The organism is Vogesella amnigena (assembly GCF_042648905.1).
Classification (GTDB): domain Bacteria; phylum Pseudomonadota; class Gammaproteobacteria; order Burkholderiales; family Chromobacteriaceae; genus Vogesella; species Vogesella amnigena.
On the sequence record NZ_JBHRYH010000018.1, the window covers coordinates 130,304 to 145,565 of the forward strand.

16 protein-coding genes are annotated in these 15,262 nt (G+C 47.1%); all 16 read right to left on the reverse strand.

Annotated elements, in window-relative coordinates:
• Positions 1–21: 21 nt before the first annotated feature.
• The gene (locus tag ACFOKJ_RS09150; RefSeq protein WP_390278854.1) at positions 22–978 is read right to left on the reverse strand and encodes a Gfo/Idh/MocA family oxidoreductase; all 957 of its coding nucleotides are present in this window, start codon (positions 976–978) and stop codon (positions 22–24) included.
• Positions 979–992: 14 nt separating this feature from the next.
• Entirely contained in the window at positions 993–1,970 is a 978-nt protein-coding gene (locus tag ACFOKJ_RS09155) for a Gfo/Idh/MocA family oxidoreductase (RefSeq protein WP_390278856.1), read from the reverse strand.
• Between the two features lie 71 nt (positions 1,971–2,041).
• Positions 2,042–2,869 carry a glycosyltransferase gene (locus ACFOKJ_RS09160; RefSeq protein WP_390278858.1) on the reverse strand — a complete coding sequence of 276 codons (828 nt, stop codon included), beginning with the start codon at positions 2,867–2,869 and terminating at the stop codon, positions 2,042–2,044.
• Between the two features lie 30 nt (positions 2,870–2,899).
• Positions 2,900–4,039 carry a dTDP-4-amino-4,6-dideoxygalactose transaminase gene (gene rffA / locus ACFOKJ_RS09165; protein ID WP_390278860.1) on the reverse strand — a complete coding sequence of 380 codons (1,140 nt, stop codon included), beginning with the start codon at positions 4,037–4,039 and terminating at the stop codon, positions 2,900–2,902.
• Entirely contained in the window at positions 4,023–5,048 is a 1,026-nt protein-coding gene (locus ACFOKJ_RS09170; RefSeq protein ID WP_390278862.1) for a hypothetical protein, read from the reverse strand. The genes rffA and ACFOKJ_RS09170 overlap by 17 nt, the downstream gene beginning before the upstream one ends.
• A complete protein-coding gene (locus ACFOKJ_RS09175; RefSeq protein ID WP_390278864.1) occupies positions 5,045–5,980 on the reverse strand; it encodes a polysialyltransferase family glycosyltransferase in 936 nt (311 codons plus the stop codon). The genes ACFOKJ_RS09170 and ACFOKJ_RS09175 overlap by 4 nt, the downstream gene beginning before the upstream one ends.
• 106 nt (positions 5,981–6,086) lie before the next feature.
• The gene (locus ACFOKJ_RS09180) at positions 6,087–7,160 is read right to left on the reverse strand and encodes a hypothetical protein (RefSeq protein WP_390278866.1); all 1,074 of its coding nucleotides are present in this window, start codon (positions 7,158–7,160) and stop codon (positions 6,087–6,089) included.
• Positions 7,141–8,352, reverse strand: coding sequence for a lipopolysaccharide biosynthesis protein (locus ACFOKJ_RS09185; protein WP_390278868.1), 1,212 nt, complete (start codon positions 8,350–8,352; stop codon positions 7,141–7,143). Before ACFOKJ_RS09185 ends, ACFOKJ_RS09180 begins: the two co-directional genes overlap by 20 nt.
• Before the next feature lie 6 nt (positions 8,353–8,358).
• Entirely contained in the window at positions 8,359–9,300 is a 942-nt protein-coding gene (locus tag ACFOKJ_RS09190) for a polysialyltransferase family glycosyltransferase (RefSeq protein ID WP_390278870.1), read from the reverse strand.
• 366 nt (positions 9,301–9,666) lie between these two features.
• The gene (locus ACFOKJ_RS09195; protein WP_390278872.1) at positions 9,667–9,885 is read right to left on the reverse strand and encodes a hypothetical protein; all 219 of its coding nucleotides are present in this window, start codon (positions 9,883–9,885) and stop codon (positions 9,667–9,669) included.
• A 35-nt stretch (positions 9,886–9,920) separates the two neighbouring features.
• The gene (locus ACFOKJ_RS09200; RefSeq protein ID WP_390278873.1) at positions 9,921–10,316 is read right to left on the reverse strand and encodes a transposase; all 396 of its coding nucleotides are present in this window, start codon (positions 10,314–10,316) and stop codon (positions 9,921–9,923) included.
• A gap of 26 nt (positions 10,317–10,342) precedes the next feature.
• Positions 10,343–10,543: an N-acetylneuraminate synthase family protein gene (locus tag ACFOKJ_RS09205; RefSeq protein WP_390278875.1), complete on the reverse strand. Its 201-nt coding sequence runs from the start codon at positions 10,541–10,543 to the stop codon at positions 10,343–10,345.
• A gap of 236 nt (positions 10,544–10,779) precedes the next feature.
• Positions 10,780–11,805, reverse strand: coding sequence for a hypothetical protein (locus tag ACFOKJ_RS09210; RefSeq protein ID WP_390278876.1), 1,026 nt, complete (start codon positions 11,803–11,805; stop codon positions 10,780–10,782).
• Positions 11,802–12,869, reverse strand: a complete 1,068-nt coding sequence (locus tag ACFOKJ_RS09215; RefSeq protein WP_390278878.1) for a GNAT family N-acetyltransferase — start codon at positions 12,867–12,869, stop codon at positions 11,802–11,804. The genes ACFOKJ_RS09210 and ACFOKJ_RS09215 overlap by 4 nt, the downstream gene beginning before the upstream one ends.
• A gap of 8 nt (positions 12,870–12,877) precedes the next feature.
• Entirely contained in the window at positions 12,878–14,032 is a 1,155-nt protein-coding gene (locus tag ACFOKJ_RS09220; RefSeq protein WP_390278880.1) for a LegC family aminotransferase, read from the reverse strand.
• Positions 14,033–14,039: 7 nt separating this feature from the next.
• Entirely contained in the window at positions 14,040–15,116 is a 1,077-nt protein-coding gene (locus tag ACFOKJ_RS09225) for an NAD-dependent 4,6-dehydratase LegB (protein WP_390278882.1), read from the reverse strand.
• Positions 15,117–15,262 lie beyond the last annotated feature (146 nt).

Sequence of the window (15,262 nt, forward strand, 5' to 3'; positions counted from 1 at the left end):
TTTCCAAATTTCTAGGCATGATTAGATTTCGTAATTTGCAATTCTAGCGTAATATGACCAATGTTCCATGTGAGAATCCAGAGTACACAATCCATCAACGGCCTCAGAAAGGAAACGGAAAGTCTGCTCATAGAGGCCCGGCTTGAAAACCTTGTCGAGGTGATCGTCTATTTCCACGCTCTCTACAACAACAGATCCCTTACGTACGATTTGCAATTGCTCTAGAGGGCGTAGTATCAAGCGGTAATTCGCGGTCAAGATTTCAACACCCCAGCGCCCCGGTGACATCCAATTAGCGTTGTACGAGAAAAGTACGCCAGAATCGGTTCGACCAGCGCCGGCGAAAACAGCTGAAGTCGGGTGCCAGTCCAGACTACCGCTGATCAAAGAATGCATTTCGACAGGCTTCCCCCCTAAATAAAAAGCCAAGTCAATAACATGAGTTGAGTTACCCAACAGCCAAGACTCCTTTACCCCAGGTGCTTTATGCAAGGGGCTGATCACATGGCTCCATTCGGTGAATTCAAAGTTGATTGATATCACACCTCCATCTTCAGCAATTAAACGCTGAGCATGAAGCGTTGACGCATACATACGCCGGTTGTAGGCGATAAAGACGTCAGCGGAAGCTTTTTTTGCGAGGACTGATAGTTCACAAATGTCTTGATAATATAAGGCACCTGGCTTTTCGAGTAAAATCCGGCGAACTCCATACTGAATAATAGATTTGGTTGTTTTGGCAAGGGCTTCCACTCCCACTGCCACGATAACAGCATCGGGGAAAGCTGGACGCGTTGCTAAAAATGTATCTATTCCACCCACGTTTGGTTTTATACCGTGAGTTTCGAAAAAGCGACTAGCGGACAAATCTCCACGGCCAATTATAATGATTTTTACATCGAATGACTTCAGCACTCTAAAATAGTCGGATGCCATTTCTCCGGCGCCAACTAGCCAAACAATTTTCGATTTTTCCATGACGCACAAAATAATTAGGTAATTTTACAAAAATTAGGAGGCGTACCTACAGATTTAGCAGCAAACTCTCCCAGCGATGCAATAAAAGGTAGATGATAAGCTTTCGACTCTTGATATGATGGCAGTCCTGATTTGTTCTGCAGCAAAATTTGTTCTGCAATTTCTGTTGAAAGACTGCTTATTGGTGGAATGTCAAAGTTCTCGATTGAATAACTTCTGCCATTGCTATGCTCCAGAAAGTACGCTCGCTTACTACCCTCATCGATGATGCATGTCTTAAAGTCAGATCGTATGGTCAACAAAGAAGGCAAATTGCTATTCACTAAAGATGTGATTTCGAATAAAGCATCACCACAGTCCCCTTGAAGAGTTCCAGTGAATTCAAAGAAACCTAACCGTTTACTATTTATAATTTTTTTATCTAGTCCTGCCGCCGTAAAATTACTTGGCGCACTCTTCGTTAGCCAAGCTAGTAAATCAAGATAATGAACAGAGTTACATCCTAGGCCCCAAGCCCCACCTCTTACCTGAAAATACCGTAGGGTATCTCCAGCAAAGAAATCATGGATCATCCGATAAATAGCCCAAATACGACGCGGACAATTGACCCATACTTGGACATTTTTTTCGAATAGCATTTTTTCAGCGGCTTGATAATCTTCGATATACTGAAACAATACTTTCTCTAACAGTAGGGAGCCGACCCTCCGCTTTGCTAACAGTGCCCGCATGACATTGAGCCGAATGTCCGCGTTAGTTGCAACCACAACATAGTCTAACGTGGTAGGAAGTTCCTCCATCGACGTATGGTAGGAGATCATCTTGTTTTCCGACCTGACTGTCGCTACCTCAGCAAAACGCTTCCGAGCTACGTCCAGAGATGTGGTCGATGGATCCACGACGAAGATTTCACAAGCAGGCGACACTTGCGAAAGCCCTTGCAAATGCCTTGACCCAAGTTGGCCTGCACCAATAACTGCAACTCGATACATGATCGCCTCTTAAGAAGAGTAATTTATTGAATGATCTGTTTACACTGACAACTCAGAAGTAGTATTTATGTCTAGTCCCGCTTATGGCGGAGCATTTTTTCATATATAAACGACCTAACGATTCCAGGCGCAAGAAAAATCATTGCCCGGGCCCCTCCATGAAGGCATGCTGAAAATGCCCCCTTGACCCGACATCGCACCAAATGAATCTGTAGATCGATTTCAGCCTTAGCATACCTCCAGCCGCCACGTCGCATGTACATGTCTCGACCAGCGGTAGCCTCCACGAGCACCTCTGCCGAATTTGCCACCTGGGCCCCGTGCATCAGCATGGAAGCCCATAAGGCGTAATCTTCCTTGAGATGAATATTCGGATACCCACCACAACACCTAGCTAGATCAACCCTAAAGCCAACCGTCATGTGGTTAAATGGATTTCGTAACTTAGCGAATCTGGATATTTCTCCCGTCTCGCAAGGTGGAACTCGATAGCCTAAGCGCTGACCACCTTTGTCGACCTCCACGATAGCAGAACCAAAAAGATCAATCCCCTCCCTCATAAACGAGAGTTGCCTCTCAAATCTATAGGGCAAGTTATAGTCATCAGCATCGGCGCGCAGCACCCATTCTGTATGAACAAGGTGCAAGCCAACATTTAAAGCATTCGCCAAACCACCATTCATGGAAAGCCAAACGATACGCATTGGAAACTTACGCTGCAAGGACAAGATCAGCTGCGCCAATTCGCAACCCACGGGTCCATCTACGACGAGAATGAAGTCCTTGGGCTGTATCGTATTGGAAAAAACGCTTTGTACAGCCTTTTCAAATAGGCCGGGGCTATCTCCGCCGTACACGGCCATTAAGACTGTAAAGTCTGGAGCTTTATTAAACATCATGCTGGCTCCTTGGTTTAAATTTTGCCCCCATCACGGTACTTGCCGCAAGAACTCATCAATGGCTGCGATGATGTAATCAACATGTTCATCGACACCCACCCACATTGGCAGACGAACCAAAGAGTTCGAGACCTGATCGGTCACCGCCATCGAACTCGCGACACGGCCAAAGCGAAGACCAGCAGCTGAGCTGTGTAACGGCACATAATGGAAAGTCGCCCCGATTCCCTTTTGCTTCAGATTGGCAAGAAGTGAGTCCCTAACCCCTGTGTCCAAAACTGTGACCCCAAAAATGTGCGCATTGTGAGCGGTATCATTGGCCGCCCTCGGTAAGGACAGATATTCATGGGCGAGCGCAGAGTCGCTCAAGACCTGATAGTAACGCCCCCAAGCCTGACGGCGGCGTGCAGTAATTTCTTCGGCGTGCAGCAACTGGGGATAAAGAAATGCAGCAATTACCTCGCCAGGAAGATAACTAGACCCAATATCAACCCAAGTGTACTTATCAGTTTCACCGCGGAAAAACTGCTTTCGGTTGGTGCCCTTTTCGCGAATGATTTCTGCTCGGGAAATTAAATCTCGGTTATTCAGAAGAATGGCCCCACCTTCGCCGGCAATCACATTTTTGGTAGCGTGGAAACTCAAGCAACCGATATCACCGATGGTACCCAAGTACCTTCCCTTATACTTCGAGAGTAGGGCTTGAGCTGCGTCTTCGATCACATACAGATTATGGCGACGAGCGATATCGACAATATAATCCATTTCGCAAGGGACGCCCGCATAATGCACCACGAGAATAGCTCGGGTACGAGGCGTAATCGCAGCCTCAATCAATGCCTCATCGATATTGAATGTATCGGATCGGATGTCTACGAATACTGGTACTGCCCCTCTAAGAACAAAGGCATTGGCAGAAGATACGAAGGTGAATGAAGGAATGATCACCTCATCCCCCGGTTGAAAGTCGAGCAGCATCGCGGCCATTTCAAGCGCGGCCGTGCAGGAATGAGTCAGCAATGCAGCCTGAGAACCCAGGTTTGTCTTCAACCATTCATGGCATAAATGTGTGTAATGCCCATCACCAGATAATGTTCTTCTTTTAATGGCATCCTCGACACAGGCTTGCTCTTTGCCGGTGAGAAATGGGACATTAAAATTTATCATCATTTTTTCCTCGAATTACTTTTGCATACCGGCCAAATCTTGGATCAACTCTACTCAATATCTGCAAAAATGAAACAGCAATTGATTTACTGTGCCGTAATGGCACTAGAGTCAAACATAAAGAAAAGAAGGTAACATGAAACTTTCCCAAACGAGCAGACAGCATAGCGATTTTAGCAAGTACACTTATTTGCTCTCGATAGGTACTATTCTCACTTAACAGCGGAACAAGCTGAACACTGAGTTTCGTTGTCGTGATATAATATCTACAATACCTCTTTATTGCTGAATGCTGTCGACTCCCTGAAAAAGCTGGAGCCCCCGACAATTCTATGAGATCACGATACAAATCGAGTCTTCCCCAACTTATATCACTATAACGGTTATTTCCTATGGCAACAATTGGACTGAACTCAACCGTTACTTCTTTCATTTTATTGCTGTGAAGCATAACAGCCAGGTGCGCAATTAGCGTATCACACCATTTAAAACCTGCATTAAGAGAGTCAGAAAACACTCGAACCTTAAGTATCATGTTTGATGTGAATATCAATTCCCCCACATCAAAATCCATATACTTTTGATCCACCATAACTTCGTTTAGAGTTTTTTTTGCGCAAATGAAATTTTTATAACCTGTTCGCTCACCATAAAGTGTTTTATAGGAGAATTTAATTATATCAGCTGTGCTTTTTCTAACCTCGTGATCAATGACCTTACTTGGGAATTCCGTGTAGTCGTCATCATCGCCACAAATCCACAGCCATTCTCGATCAGCCAAAGATATACTGTTAAGTAGATTTGGAGAAAGTCCGATGTTCCCGTTATACCTAATCACCCTTATCCGATGCTTTAGCGCCACAGGAATGGGAAAATCCTCAACTTCAATATCTCTTGGATTATCTATGAGAACCAGCAAAGAATAATGCTCATTGGTTGCAAGAACTTTGAGCAACTCTTGAAAAACTCGAACCGATGTTTTTCTAAAGGCAGGAATAACAAAATTAATCATAGCGACAGCTTAATTCGTACAAACTTTGTGGACTCAACAAAAGAGTAAGAACTGTAAGCTGCAATTCCAACAAAACAGTTTCGAATCTCATCTTCAAAAAGTTCCATAGGTGCTGAAAAATTAAATACTTCATTTGGCCCAATCGGGTAACTCACACCGTTTGCAATATCCCTCGGATGCAACTTACAGAGAACCCTAAAACCAGCTGCACGCAGTTGATTCATGTTAGTCATGTAGAACTCAATTTGCTGGTTCACAGATGTCACAATGCCGTCGCTGGCAAGAGGCTGAGTCAAAAGCAAAATCGTGTCTTCTTGGTTTAAACTTTTAACTTTCTCTAAAGAATCAAATTCTGTTTTGAACGCCCCCCGAATTTCCCCCTTGATCTTATCGATATCATCAGCCTCAAGCACTCGCGATGTGTTTATGTAGCGCTTCCCATAACAATTATTGAATGTAGAGAAACCGTAACATGGCGTTTCGGCATCGAACAGTGGATGGAGCCCAAACTGTTCGGCCAACCAGCGCTTGACTACCGGAATATTCGACCGGTAGCGAAAATATGAAAAAAGAGTTGGCGAATCCTCGATCATGGCTTTGGATTTAGAAATTGCGACGTAACTTCGTTGAGAAAGAAGATAAGGATCACCAAACAAGACCAAATCACTTTCCATAACCCTACTTTTCACTTCCGGATTAAAAGCACCCCCGTCCCCTCCCATCAAAATGCCTGTTCTGCGCTTGTAATCCATCTCACTCACCGACAAAAGATCAACCACCTCCAACCCACCCATATACCGAAGAAATGGGTTATTTTTGTTGATAAATTCCGAACAATAGACAACCGATGCGCTCCGGGGACGAAACAAACTTATTACCGCACGACTAACTGCGAGCTGATAAACATTGGAAACAAAAAAGGTGATAATCATGCGCTTATATACTTTTAAAAATTTACATCAGTATCTAATACACCGTTAGATGCAAGTCCACTTCTAACCACACATTTCCCACCCAGACTCTCAACGGATTAGGACACTACCTTGCCCGCCCTCTCATCGACACAACTCTAAAATAGACCATTATTACTGGCAGGACTAATATCACGCGATGTCGCATATCAGCCAAAACGGGATCGAATGCAAACGTCGCCACATACAGCACAGAGAAAATCAACACAAACCTCACCGAACCAAAATCTACAATACTCAATATTTTTCTTTTCCCTATCAAATAGATAATTATCGGAATCAACAGAAAGTAGGTCGACAGAAATGAATAAGGAACAATCTGATCAAAATTACTTTGGATAACAGAACCAGGAGATGGCTGAAAAAAAAATGACAAAGCTACCAGCGGCATCAACAAAAAAGGATTGGAAATACCAAGCGATTCAGCCACTCGTTTTACGGTATAGTCCCCCCCACTACCGAAGGTTTCCTTACTCAGTGTAGACAACACAATTGATACGACATCTATTTTTAAATAAAATCCAAGCACTGCAAACCCAAAAACAACCATGCTCCAGAGACTAAACCTACGAACGTTCAGTAGCGCCACACAAATAGCAATCAATGGAAACAGATAGAATCTAAATGGCGCACACAATAACGCGACAGTAATTGCAAGAAGAAATCTGCGCTGATCATAGAAATGAACAAATAAAGCAACCAACGAGACAATAATAATATCCTTGAACATATGATACCTAACGTATAGTAGGTCAGGATATATTATCAACAACCCCGGAATAACAAAACCGTAGGAAAAGCGCCTCCCGAATAGATTGTACGTTGAAAACCAATACAAAACAATGCCAGGGCACACAAACAAAGACGGATCATTCCATTCAAATAGTTCAAAAATTATCTGAATGATAAAAACGATCGCACGATTCAGGTCGGCCAGATGAAGTACAGGCGAATAGCCACCTCTAATGGAAGCTTCCGCCAGTTCAAAATAAAACAAATCATCACTCTCAAGGAGCCCGCTGGAATTGACCCACAAGCGATAGATCGCGTAAAACAATAAATCCACAAGTGCAGCGATGATGAACGTCTTTGCAGCCGAGACATCACCCGAACTGGGGGGATTACTTGATTTTGAAGTCATTGCTATCTCGTGATACCGGTGCTAATCGAGCGGAGACCAGTAAGCTGATAGTGAACAGTAGATATGTTATTGACATATTTGTTAGATCGATTCGAGATTGCAGCAGATAGAGGGCAATTGCATATATCGTGCAAACCGCCATACTTCTGACTGAGAGACCATACCCTCGACCGAGTGACCACGATAAGCTTCTGAAGTCGTATATGCTATAGATTGCATTCGAAACCACAAGAATAAAAGACATACCAACAATACTGACTGTCAATCCCCTGCCACTCAGGAAAATCAATATGATGGATGCAAAAAAGGAAAAAAGTACACCGGCAGAAATATACATAACAAAGCGGTCAGTCAACGCTTTTGATTGCTCAAACTTGCCTTCGTGAAGTAACTTTAAGAACTTCGGTGCCATTTGGGATTGAATGGCTTGCCCGATGATCCTTAATGACTCCGCGCCTTGTTTTATAACATGGTAGTTTCCTAATTCTGCCGCGCCTACATGACCACTCAGAATAAGACGATCCAAACCTCCCACTATGGTATGTGCCGCCGAATGACCAACAAAGCCCAATGAGTACCTTACAAAAACAAAAATTTCTTTTAGCGGCCTTAACTCTAATCTGCGTAATATTACACCAAAACCCGGTTTATACAGTAGAAATATAGCAGACAGCACCACAACAGGAATGCGCACTCGATCAACCACATCCAACACACCAATAGCAGCCAATATACAGGACAAGACCAACGTGCCCAATGAAAAACACAGTTGAATTATATTTGCTTCCTTGTGCAACTCAACAAACCTGTAAAATCCGGATATTGCACTTTGAATGGCGGTCAAACTGGCGAGAATACAACTAAATAAAAACAAAGCACTGTAATTAGCCAAGCTTCCTCTAGCAAGCAAACCAACAATGCACCATGTCAAGAAGCTCAGAATCACCGTAAAGGAAACATAATGCACGATGGTCACAATCGAAATTATTCCTTCATTGCGACCACCAGAAACCGTTGCACGCACGACGAAGCCGGCTGACGATAAAGAAACAATAAACTGCCCCCAACTGAACAGGCTACTCCAAACCGCAATGGTAGCAAAATCCTCGTTATGTAGAAAACGTGAGAAAATAATCGTCAAGCCGAAGGCACTGGCCGCTGATATCAGATTTGCAATAAGTGTAAAACGCATTGTCTATCAGACCAAAACCAAATCTTTTATCTTGCCGGCTGCAGATATAAAAGGAATGGTTAATTTAGTGTGCGACACCCTGCCAATCAGAGAGTATGATTTTACACTTCTGCCGGATATCTTTGACGTGTTCAATAGGGCACTAGAACAGTTAGACACAATTGAATCAATTGGAAACTCCATCGCAATAGCTTGTATTGGTATGCACTGAAGGGCTGCCGGTAAGGTTTTGAATTTCCCTTGATCTTCCAGGGCGGGCAATTCTCGAGGATGGGCTTTGACGAAAATGCACTCCCAACCCTCCACCGCAAATTTTAACAAGGCGGCGTTTCCATCTTCTTGTGGACCAAGATAATCTGCTGGGTATGGCTGGGTAAGGACGACCACCCCACAGATGGAATCTCGCCGAACCTGCTCAAAAGTACTCATATATAACTCCATGGCGACAATACGCATTTCCGGAGCAATGTCGATCAGTTCTTTTGTGAAATTGGATGAGTATATTTCAGGATTGGGCGTGAATATACTACCCACCCTCTTTCCCTCGCCCCATCTCCTGTCCGTTAACCCCAAAAGAACCAGCGGAGTGTACCACTTTTTAAGCGGCATATAGGAATACACAGCCCCACCGCCTTCGTCGAAAACGTGAACGTTCTGCGGGCGGAGTTTCCGCACTAGCTTGTTAATATACGGATCGAGATTTGACGGAATATAGATCGTGGCTGCGTCGACCGAGCTATACTTGCACATCAATAACTGAAGCAACTTCAGTAATTTCCCTTTTCTCATATCCGTGTAAGGCATTCGGTGGCATTCACTTACGCATTTTATCGGTGTCCAGTCACCCATTAGAATGAAAACAGGATTACGGATCTGTTGCTTTCGCGCTACTGCGTTCGAAACCCAATATTGGTATTCGTTGAGTGCAACGAAGACTGTAGTACTCATGGAGTCTTACCACCCTTGTTTTCCAACATATGCTGAAGAAATAATTCGGCCGCCACCCAATAAAAATGCATATCGATATCAATGGCCTAGAGTTGATCTTCTATCGGTAGCGGTTTAGTATCCTTCGTTAGGAAGGATTTGCCAACTCGGAAAGATTCTGGTGTTGAAATGTAGGTTACACCGTTCAGGGCATAGGCTGGTTTCATCACTTGCTCAAGGCGACTCAGTTCCTCCCATCCAAGCAAAGGTACGACCGAACTATTCTCTTGATATTGGCACCAGGCTGGATGGTGAGATGCTGGGCTTACGGTCACCAGAGGCTGTAGTTTGCTGGATATGAACTCCCTTACTGTAGCATTGATAGTTTCAAACTTGCGAAATGACGAAGTCGGCTGAAGCGGTATCAATCCATCCACATACCATGTGTTTTTCCGTACCAATCCAGTGCGTACAAGACCACATCCAACGATTGTGCCGTGTCGGTTGCCAGCTCGGTGGGCGCAGCCAAGGCACATGTGCCCCATATTGCTTTGCTACGTCTGCTATTGCATGATCGTCTGTTGAAACTAATACTTCACTAAACAATCCAATCAGGATTGCAGGCTCTATCGTCCATGCAATTAACGAGCCAGATAGCCTCCGACTTGCAGCTGGCGGTTCACTTCATCGAACAAGCTTGCACCGTGACCTGCCAGCACCAGGCGCTCACGGAATGCCCACACCGTGTTGCGGTCGGGCAACTTGCCGCTGTCGCGGATGCCGATGAAACGCTGGAAGCTGGCGCGGTCGAGCACCGGGAATTCGGACTGGGCATCGGATAGGTTGAAGAGCGGGTGGATCATCAGCTCGGTCGGGTACGGTGGCCTGCCGGCAAAGTAGCGGCGCTGCCTCGGCAATGCGCGGTCGACGCTGGCCACCAGTGCGGCAAAGTCAACATGACGACCGCGCGACTCCAGCGGGTCACCCAGCTTGGACCGTTTACTTTCACGTTCTTCGGCCGCGAACAAGCTCTTCATGTCGGTGCGTCTCAGTTAGTACATGCTCAGATCATGCCAGAGCCGGAGGTTTCTGAAATACCCCGAAGCTCGATGGGATCCAACGAAACTCGATGGCCAGGACCTTCCATGCTCTTGTTGAGCATGATGTGTCTCTCGATCTCTTCCACACCCATAGCTACAGCGGCCAGAGGAACTTCGCTTCCAGCTGTATGATCGGAATATCCTACCCGAGTATCTAAAGACACGTTGCAGTGTCAGCATCGCGCAGGAAACCGATGATCTGTTTTTCGGTGAAACGCTTCTTCATGTCCAATCTCCGTGCCATGGTGGATTGGACTCTAAAGTCACGTGCTAATCAATACCCGGGGGACGTCGGGAGACCCCGCAATCAACAAGTCGCCATGAAAGCGCTCAGAGGCGCGTCGAATGACTCGCTTGAGCTGGCCAAAATCGGAGCGTGCTGTCGTCAGTATTTCAATACTCAGCATGGCAGACATAACTTGATGACCTTCACGATGGATTGCATTACGGTTTCGTCATAGCGAGCGTCGCACGGGATGCTCAGACTCCGAGTCGCCAAGAGGCTAGGGACCGGCAAACCAGCGCAGGGCCAGTGGACCGGACAGAAGAAACGACGGGCAGCTAAAGCCCCCCTGACATGGTCGCGCAATCCGTCACTGTCGAAGAGGCAAGGAAAGTAGGGTGAAATCTGCGATGCTGCATCTGCAAGAATTACACGCCCGCGTAGTCCAGTTACTAGTACATCAATGTTGCGGCGTATTACTGCTGCGGAAGCATCTACAACTACGGAGTGGGCCAATCGACGTGAAAGATAACTACAAGCGAAATCGGCAGGCTCCGAAGTGTCAAGCGCCGTTTCTGCACGCTTGAGTAGGTGATAATTCTCGTCGTCGACAAAACCCTGTGCAGCTGAAAATCCTCGGGACCAGAGACCTGCAGCGCGCAAAGCGAGAAACTCCTCGCGTAATCCGCGCTCCGGCGTTGGCGGGCGGTGCTGTAGACTAGACACGAATCCTCCGTCCGGAAATGGGCCGGACTTGCGCAGGCTTGCAACGAGAAAATCAGAGTGGCGGGCGATCTCCAACAAACCGACACGATCAAACAGCAAGTGTGTCACGTCTGAAATAACCGTAGATCCTGCATTCCGCGCTTGTCGAATCAGAGCGTCATTGCGGACTCCGAAGTAATGCATGACATAGATGATGGACGGCCCCGTCCTCGCAATTGCAGCGTCATTGTGCAGGAAGTCTGCGCCGATACGGTAGATAATGCATTTCTTTCGAGCAGCCCGGCAGGCGTCATGGACGGATTTACAAATCAGGTCAGGCAGGTTCACTGCCGCTTGCGGCAGAGCCGCCAACAAGGTGGCGAGGGCATCCCGACCGGAAGCGAAAAAGCTAATGTATCCCAGATCACCCTCCAGCAATTCGCCCAGGCTGTTATCGATTGGAACGGGAGCGGTTAGAAAATGATCACCTCCAATCATGCAGGCCTCGCGAAGCTGACGTATTTAGAGGTCGGCGGTATCCCGCGAGCATCCGAGATCAGGAAAAAAGAAGAGTGAGCCAACGGCAGACGATTGCGTTCCCGCTCATATGCGTCTAAATCGCATACCACGGCCGAACAGTGGAACTCCAACTTGCGATCTGCGAATTTTGATTTGAAGCGACTGAGTCCATCGCTCTCGTCAAGTGCGTGTCCACCACCTAGGTGTAACGAGGTAAAACCACGTTGACCATACCGGTGAAGCGCGGAGAGCATGAGTAACTCCATACCTTGGAGCTTCATCGACTTTTTAGACGCAGCACTCAGGTGGTAATGCACCCAACCAGATCTGTCCAGAAGGAAGAATGCGCCGGCGAGGAATTGCCCCTCGCTATCGGTCACCTCAGCCAGTTCGCAATCGTTGCCCAATCGTCTAGCGTGTTCAAGGAAGAATGATTCGGAGAATCGGTAGTAGTCAGAGGTGCCCTTTGCCGCCATCAAGGCTGTGTACTGTCGATAGAAGGCAAGGATTTTGTCATGTTTAAATTCCGTGAGCGGATGAAATGCGACCGTCAGGCCCGCACGCATGGCATAGTTAGCTGACCATCGTAACTTTTGCGGCATACCAGCAAGGTAGTCTGTGAATGTGGACTTTCCCTGCAAAGTCGCCGCATATGTGATGCGATTGAGCCGCGTCAAATGACTGGGCACGAGCAACTGATTTACAAGGAATGGAGAGTGCCGAAGAAACAGGGCAACAATGCCAGCATCGTATAGAAATGCTCTCAGCCCATGCACGCACTCATCGGTCAGGGTCAATCCACCGAATAGTCCGCCATAGCCGTAGGCAGAGTAAGCCTCATGTATGCCGTCACCCACTTTACGAACCAACAGGGGCAACCAAGCGACTTGGTTACCAGTTCGGCACAACAACAGTCGCGCCTCGCTTGCATCCTGTGCCGCGAAAAGAGACTGATAGCGTTCGCTCATGTAAATCGGGGCATCGCCAGGCAAGGTTTGCGGCTGGGCCCACTCAAACACTGCTTCCGAGGGGGATTGGGGCATTGATGTTTTCAAGAAGCGATGCTTTCCGGCAACACGCTGCTTGGCAGATTCACAACGCGGGCCCCAAGCCACTCAGCGTTATCCAACGGACCACGTAGAGCATGTGTGTAAATCGGCAACCGCGTCATCAGCGCCCAGATAGGTCGCGTCATCACGCCTGCATTATTGGTTGTCTGAAGCAGTTCGTCGCGCTGCTTGCTATCTTGACAAATGATACCGTTCAACCAATAGTTGGAGCGACAACCCTCAGGCTCAACAATTGGCTGGAACTCGCTGCCTTTGAAAAACTCGATGTAGCGAGCAGCCAAGATGCGCTTAGACTCGAGAAAAGCGGGAAGCTGTTCCAACTGTGCGCAGCCGAGCGCCGCATTTAGATTGGGCAAACGATAGTTGTAGCCAATCTCGTCATGCACGAACTCATAGGGGTGCTGGATTTTGGCAGTGGTTGTCAGGTGCTTAGCACGCTTACCAGTGATCTCATCAGTAAGCAACATCCCCCCACCGCCAGTGGTCATAATTTTGTTGCCATTAAAGCTGAGTACGCCAATCCTACCAAAGTTACCGGTATGGCGGCCCTTGTAGTAGCTACCTAACGACTCGGCAGCATCTTCGATCAGGATTAGGTGCCAGCGTTCACAAACGGTGATCAGAGAGTCAAGCTCTACAGGATGGCCGAAGGTGTGCATCGGAAGGCAGGCTCGGATACGGCGGTGCCCGACGCGAGTTCGGCAATCGCCGTTATCGTCAATCAACGCATACTCAGCTAACCAAGCATCCAATGCTGCAGGGGAAAGGCCGAGTGTGGACCGATCCACATCAACGAACAGTGGCTCAGCGCTGCAGTAGGCGATTGCATTACAAGTGGCCACGAAGGTCAGGGACTGCGTCACCACTAAATCGCCCGGCAGGACATCAGCCAGTTTCAATGCAATATGGAGTGCGGCAGTACCATTCATCACAGCAACTGCACGTTGACTACATGTAAACGCAGCCATATCTCTTTCGAACCGGTCGACGTAAGTGCCGACACTGGAAACGAAGGTCGAATTAATCGTATCCAGAACCAATTCCCGCTCTCGACCGTTGAATACAGGCGCATGAAGAGGGATGAATTCATTGGTCCGATACTGATTACGGACGAAACGGATGAGAGAGTCCAACATTCCTACCTCAGACGTTATATATGCTAGCCTTGTATTTGGCGAGGTTTTCTGCTCGCGTAAACCATGCCACAGTTTCCTTGAGGCCCGCCCGAATGTCGTAGGATGGCACAAACCCTGTTAGATCCCGAATCTTTGTGTTGTCACACCATAAGCGAAACACCTCAGACTTTTCTGGGCGCAGCCGTTGCTTATCAACAAGGAACTCTACATCGCTGTTCATCAGCTCACGAATCAGACTTAACGTATCTCCAATCGAAATTTCAAAATTAGACCCAATATTCACCGTCTCGCCGATTGCTTTGTCGCAGCGCGCTAATTCAAGAAAGCCACGGCATGTATCTGTCACATAGTTAAAGTCACGAGTCGGACTCACATCTCCAAGTTTGATTTGTGTCTTGCCGCTGGCAATCTGGCTGATGATGGTTGGGATGACAGCTCGAGCAGATTGACGAGGGCCATACGTGTTGAATGGGCGTGCGATAGTTAGCGGCAACTCGAATGCATTGAAGAAGCTCATTGCCATAGCATCCGCACCTATTTTTGAAGCACTGTATGGCGACTGCGGCTGCAAAGGGTGCTTTTCGTCTATAGGCACATATTGTGCGGTGCCGTAGACCTCGCTGGTTGAAGTGTGAATTACGCGCTTCACACCATTCTCAAGCGCTGCTTGGCAGATATTGAGAGTACCTTTAACGTTGGTGTCTACATAGCTGTCGGGGGCTACATAGGAATAGGGAATAGCGATCAATGCTGCCAAGTGGAAAATGATATCAACATCTTTCGTAATATGCTTGCAGTAATGAGGATCACGCACATCGCCATTAAGAACCTCTACCTCATCTATGCACTCGACATCCTCCAGCCAACCCCAATAGTTAAAGGAGTTGTATTGTGACAACGCCTTTACTTTGTAGCCCTGCTTTATAAGAAGCTCAGTAAGGTGCGAGCCTATAAAGCCATCAGCTCCGGTCACCAAAACAGATTCTAGTTTGTTACTCATGCCTTTGCCTTCCTTCCGGATCATGGTTTTTACTTTGAATTTGAGGGCTTCAACCTCAGCCTTCAGTACTTCGTACCCTTCCATCTTCCGTTGCAAAAACCGATCCGTAGTGGCTAGTGCCGCTCACTCAAAGGCGAGGCAGTTGTACTGTCAAGCAACATGCGGCATCTTTTTCACAACGCGGGGCAGTCACGTCCCCCATTGTTTCGGATGCAACAAAACACCAAGAC

Coding starts and splice junctions, on each gene's coding strand:
- ACFOKJ_RS09150 (WP_390278854.1), bottom strand. CDS start 978: ATGGAAAAATCGAAAATTGTTTGGCTAGTTGGCGCCGGAGAAATGGCA.
- ACFOKJ_RS09155 (WP_390278856.1), bottom strand. CDS start 1,970: ATGTATCGAGTTGCAGTTATTGGTGCAGGCCAACTTGGGTCAAGGCAT.
- ACFOKJ_RS09160 (WP_390278858.1), bottom strand. CDS start 2,869: ATGATGTTTAATAAAGCTCCAGACTTTACAGTCTTAATGGCCGTGTAC.
- rffA (WP_390278860.1), bottom strand. CDS start 4,039: ATGATGATAAATTTTAATGTCCCATTTCTCACCGGCAAAGAGCAAGCC.
- ACFOKJ_RS09170 (WP_390278862.1), bottom strand. CDS start 5,048: ATGATTAATTTTGTTATTCCTGCCTTTAGAAAAACATCGGTTCGAGTT.
- ACFOKJ_RS09175 (WP_390278864.1), bottom strand. CDS start 5,980: ATGATTATCACCTTTTTTGTTTCCAATGTTTATCAGCTCGCAGTTAGT.
- ACFOKJ_RS09180 (WP_390278866.1), bottom strand. CDS start 7,160: ATGACTTCAAAATCAAGTAATCCCCCCAGTTCGGGTGATGTCTCGGCT.
- ACFOKJ_RS09185 (WP_390278868.1), bottom strand. CDS start 8,352: ATGCGTTTTACACTTATTGCAAATCTGATATCAGCGGCCAGTGCCTTC.
- ACFOKJ_RS09190 (WP_390278870.1), bottom strand. CDS start 9,300: ATGAGTACTACAGTCTTCGTTGCACTCAACGAATACCAATATTGGGTT.
- ACFOKJ_RS09200 (WP_390278873.1), bottom strand. CDS start 10,316: ATGAAGAGCTTGTTCGCGGCCGAAGAACGTGAAAGTAAACGGTCCAAG.
- ACFOKJ_RS09210 (WP_390278876.1), bottom strand. CDS start 11,805: ATGATTGGAGGTGATCATTTTCTAACCGCTCCCGTTCCAATCGATAAC.
- ACFOKJ_RS09215 (WP_390278878.1), bottom strand. CDS start 12,869: ATGCCCCAATCCCCCTCGGAAGCAGTGTTTGAGTGGGCCCAGCCGCAA.
- ACFOKJ_RS09220 (WP_390278880.1), bottom strand. CDS start 14,032: ATGTTGGACTCTCTCATCCGTTTCGTCCGTAATCAGTATCGGACCAAT.
- ACFOKJ_RS09225 (WP_390278882.1), bottom strand. CDS start 15,116: ATGGAAGGGTACGAAGTACTGAAGGCTGAGGTTGAAGCCCTCAAATTC.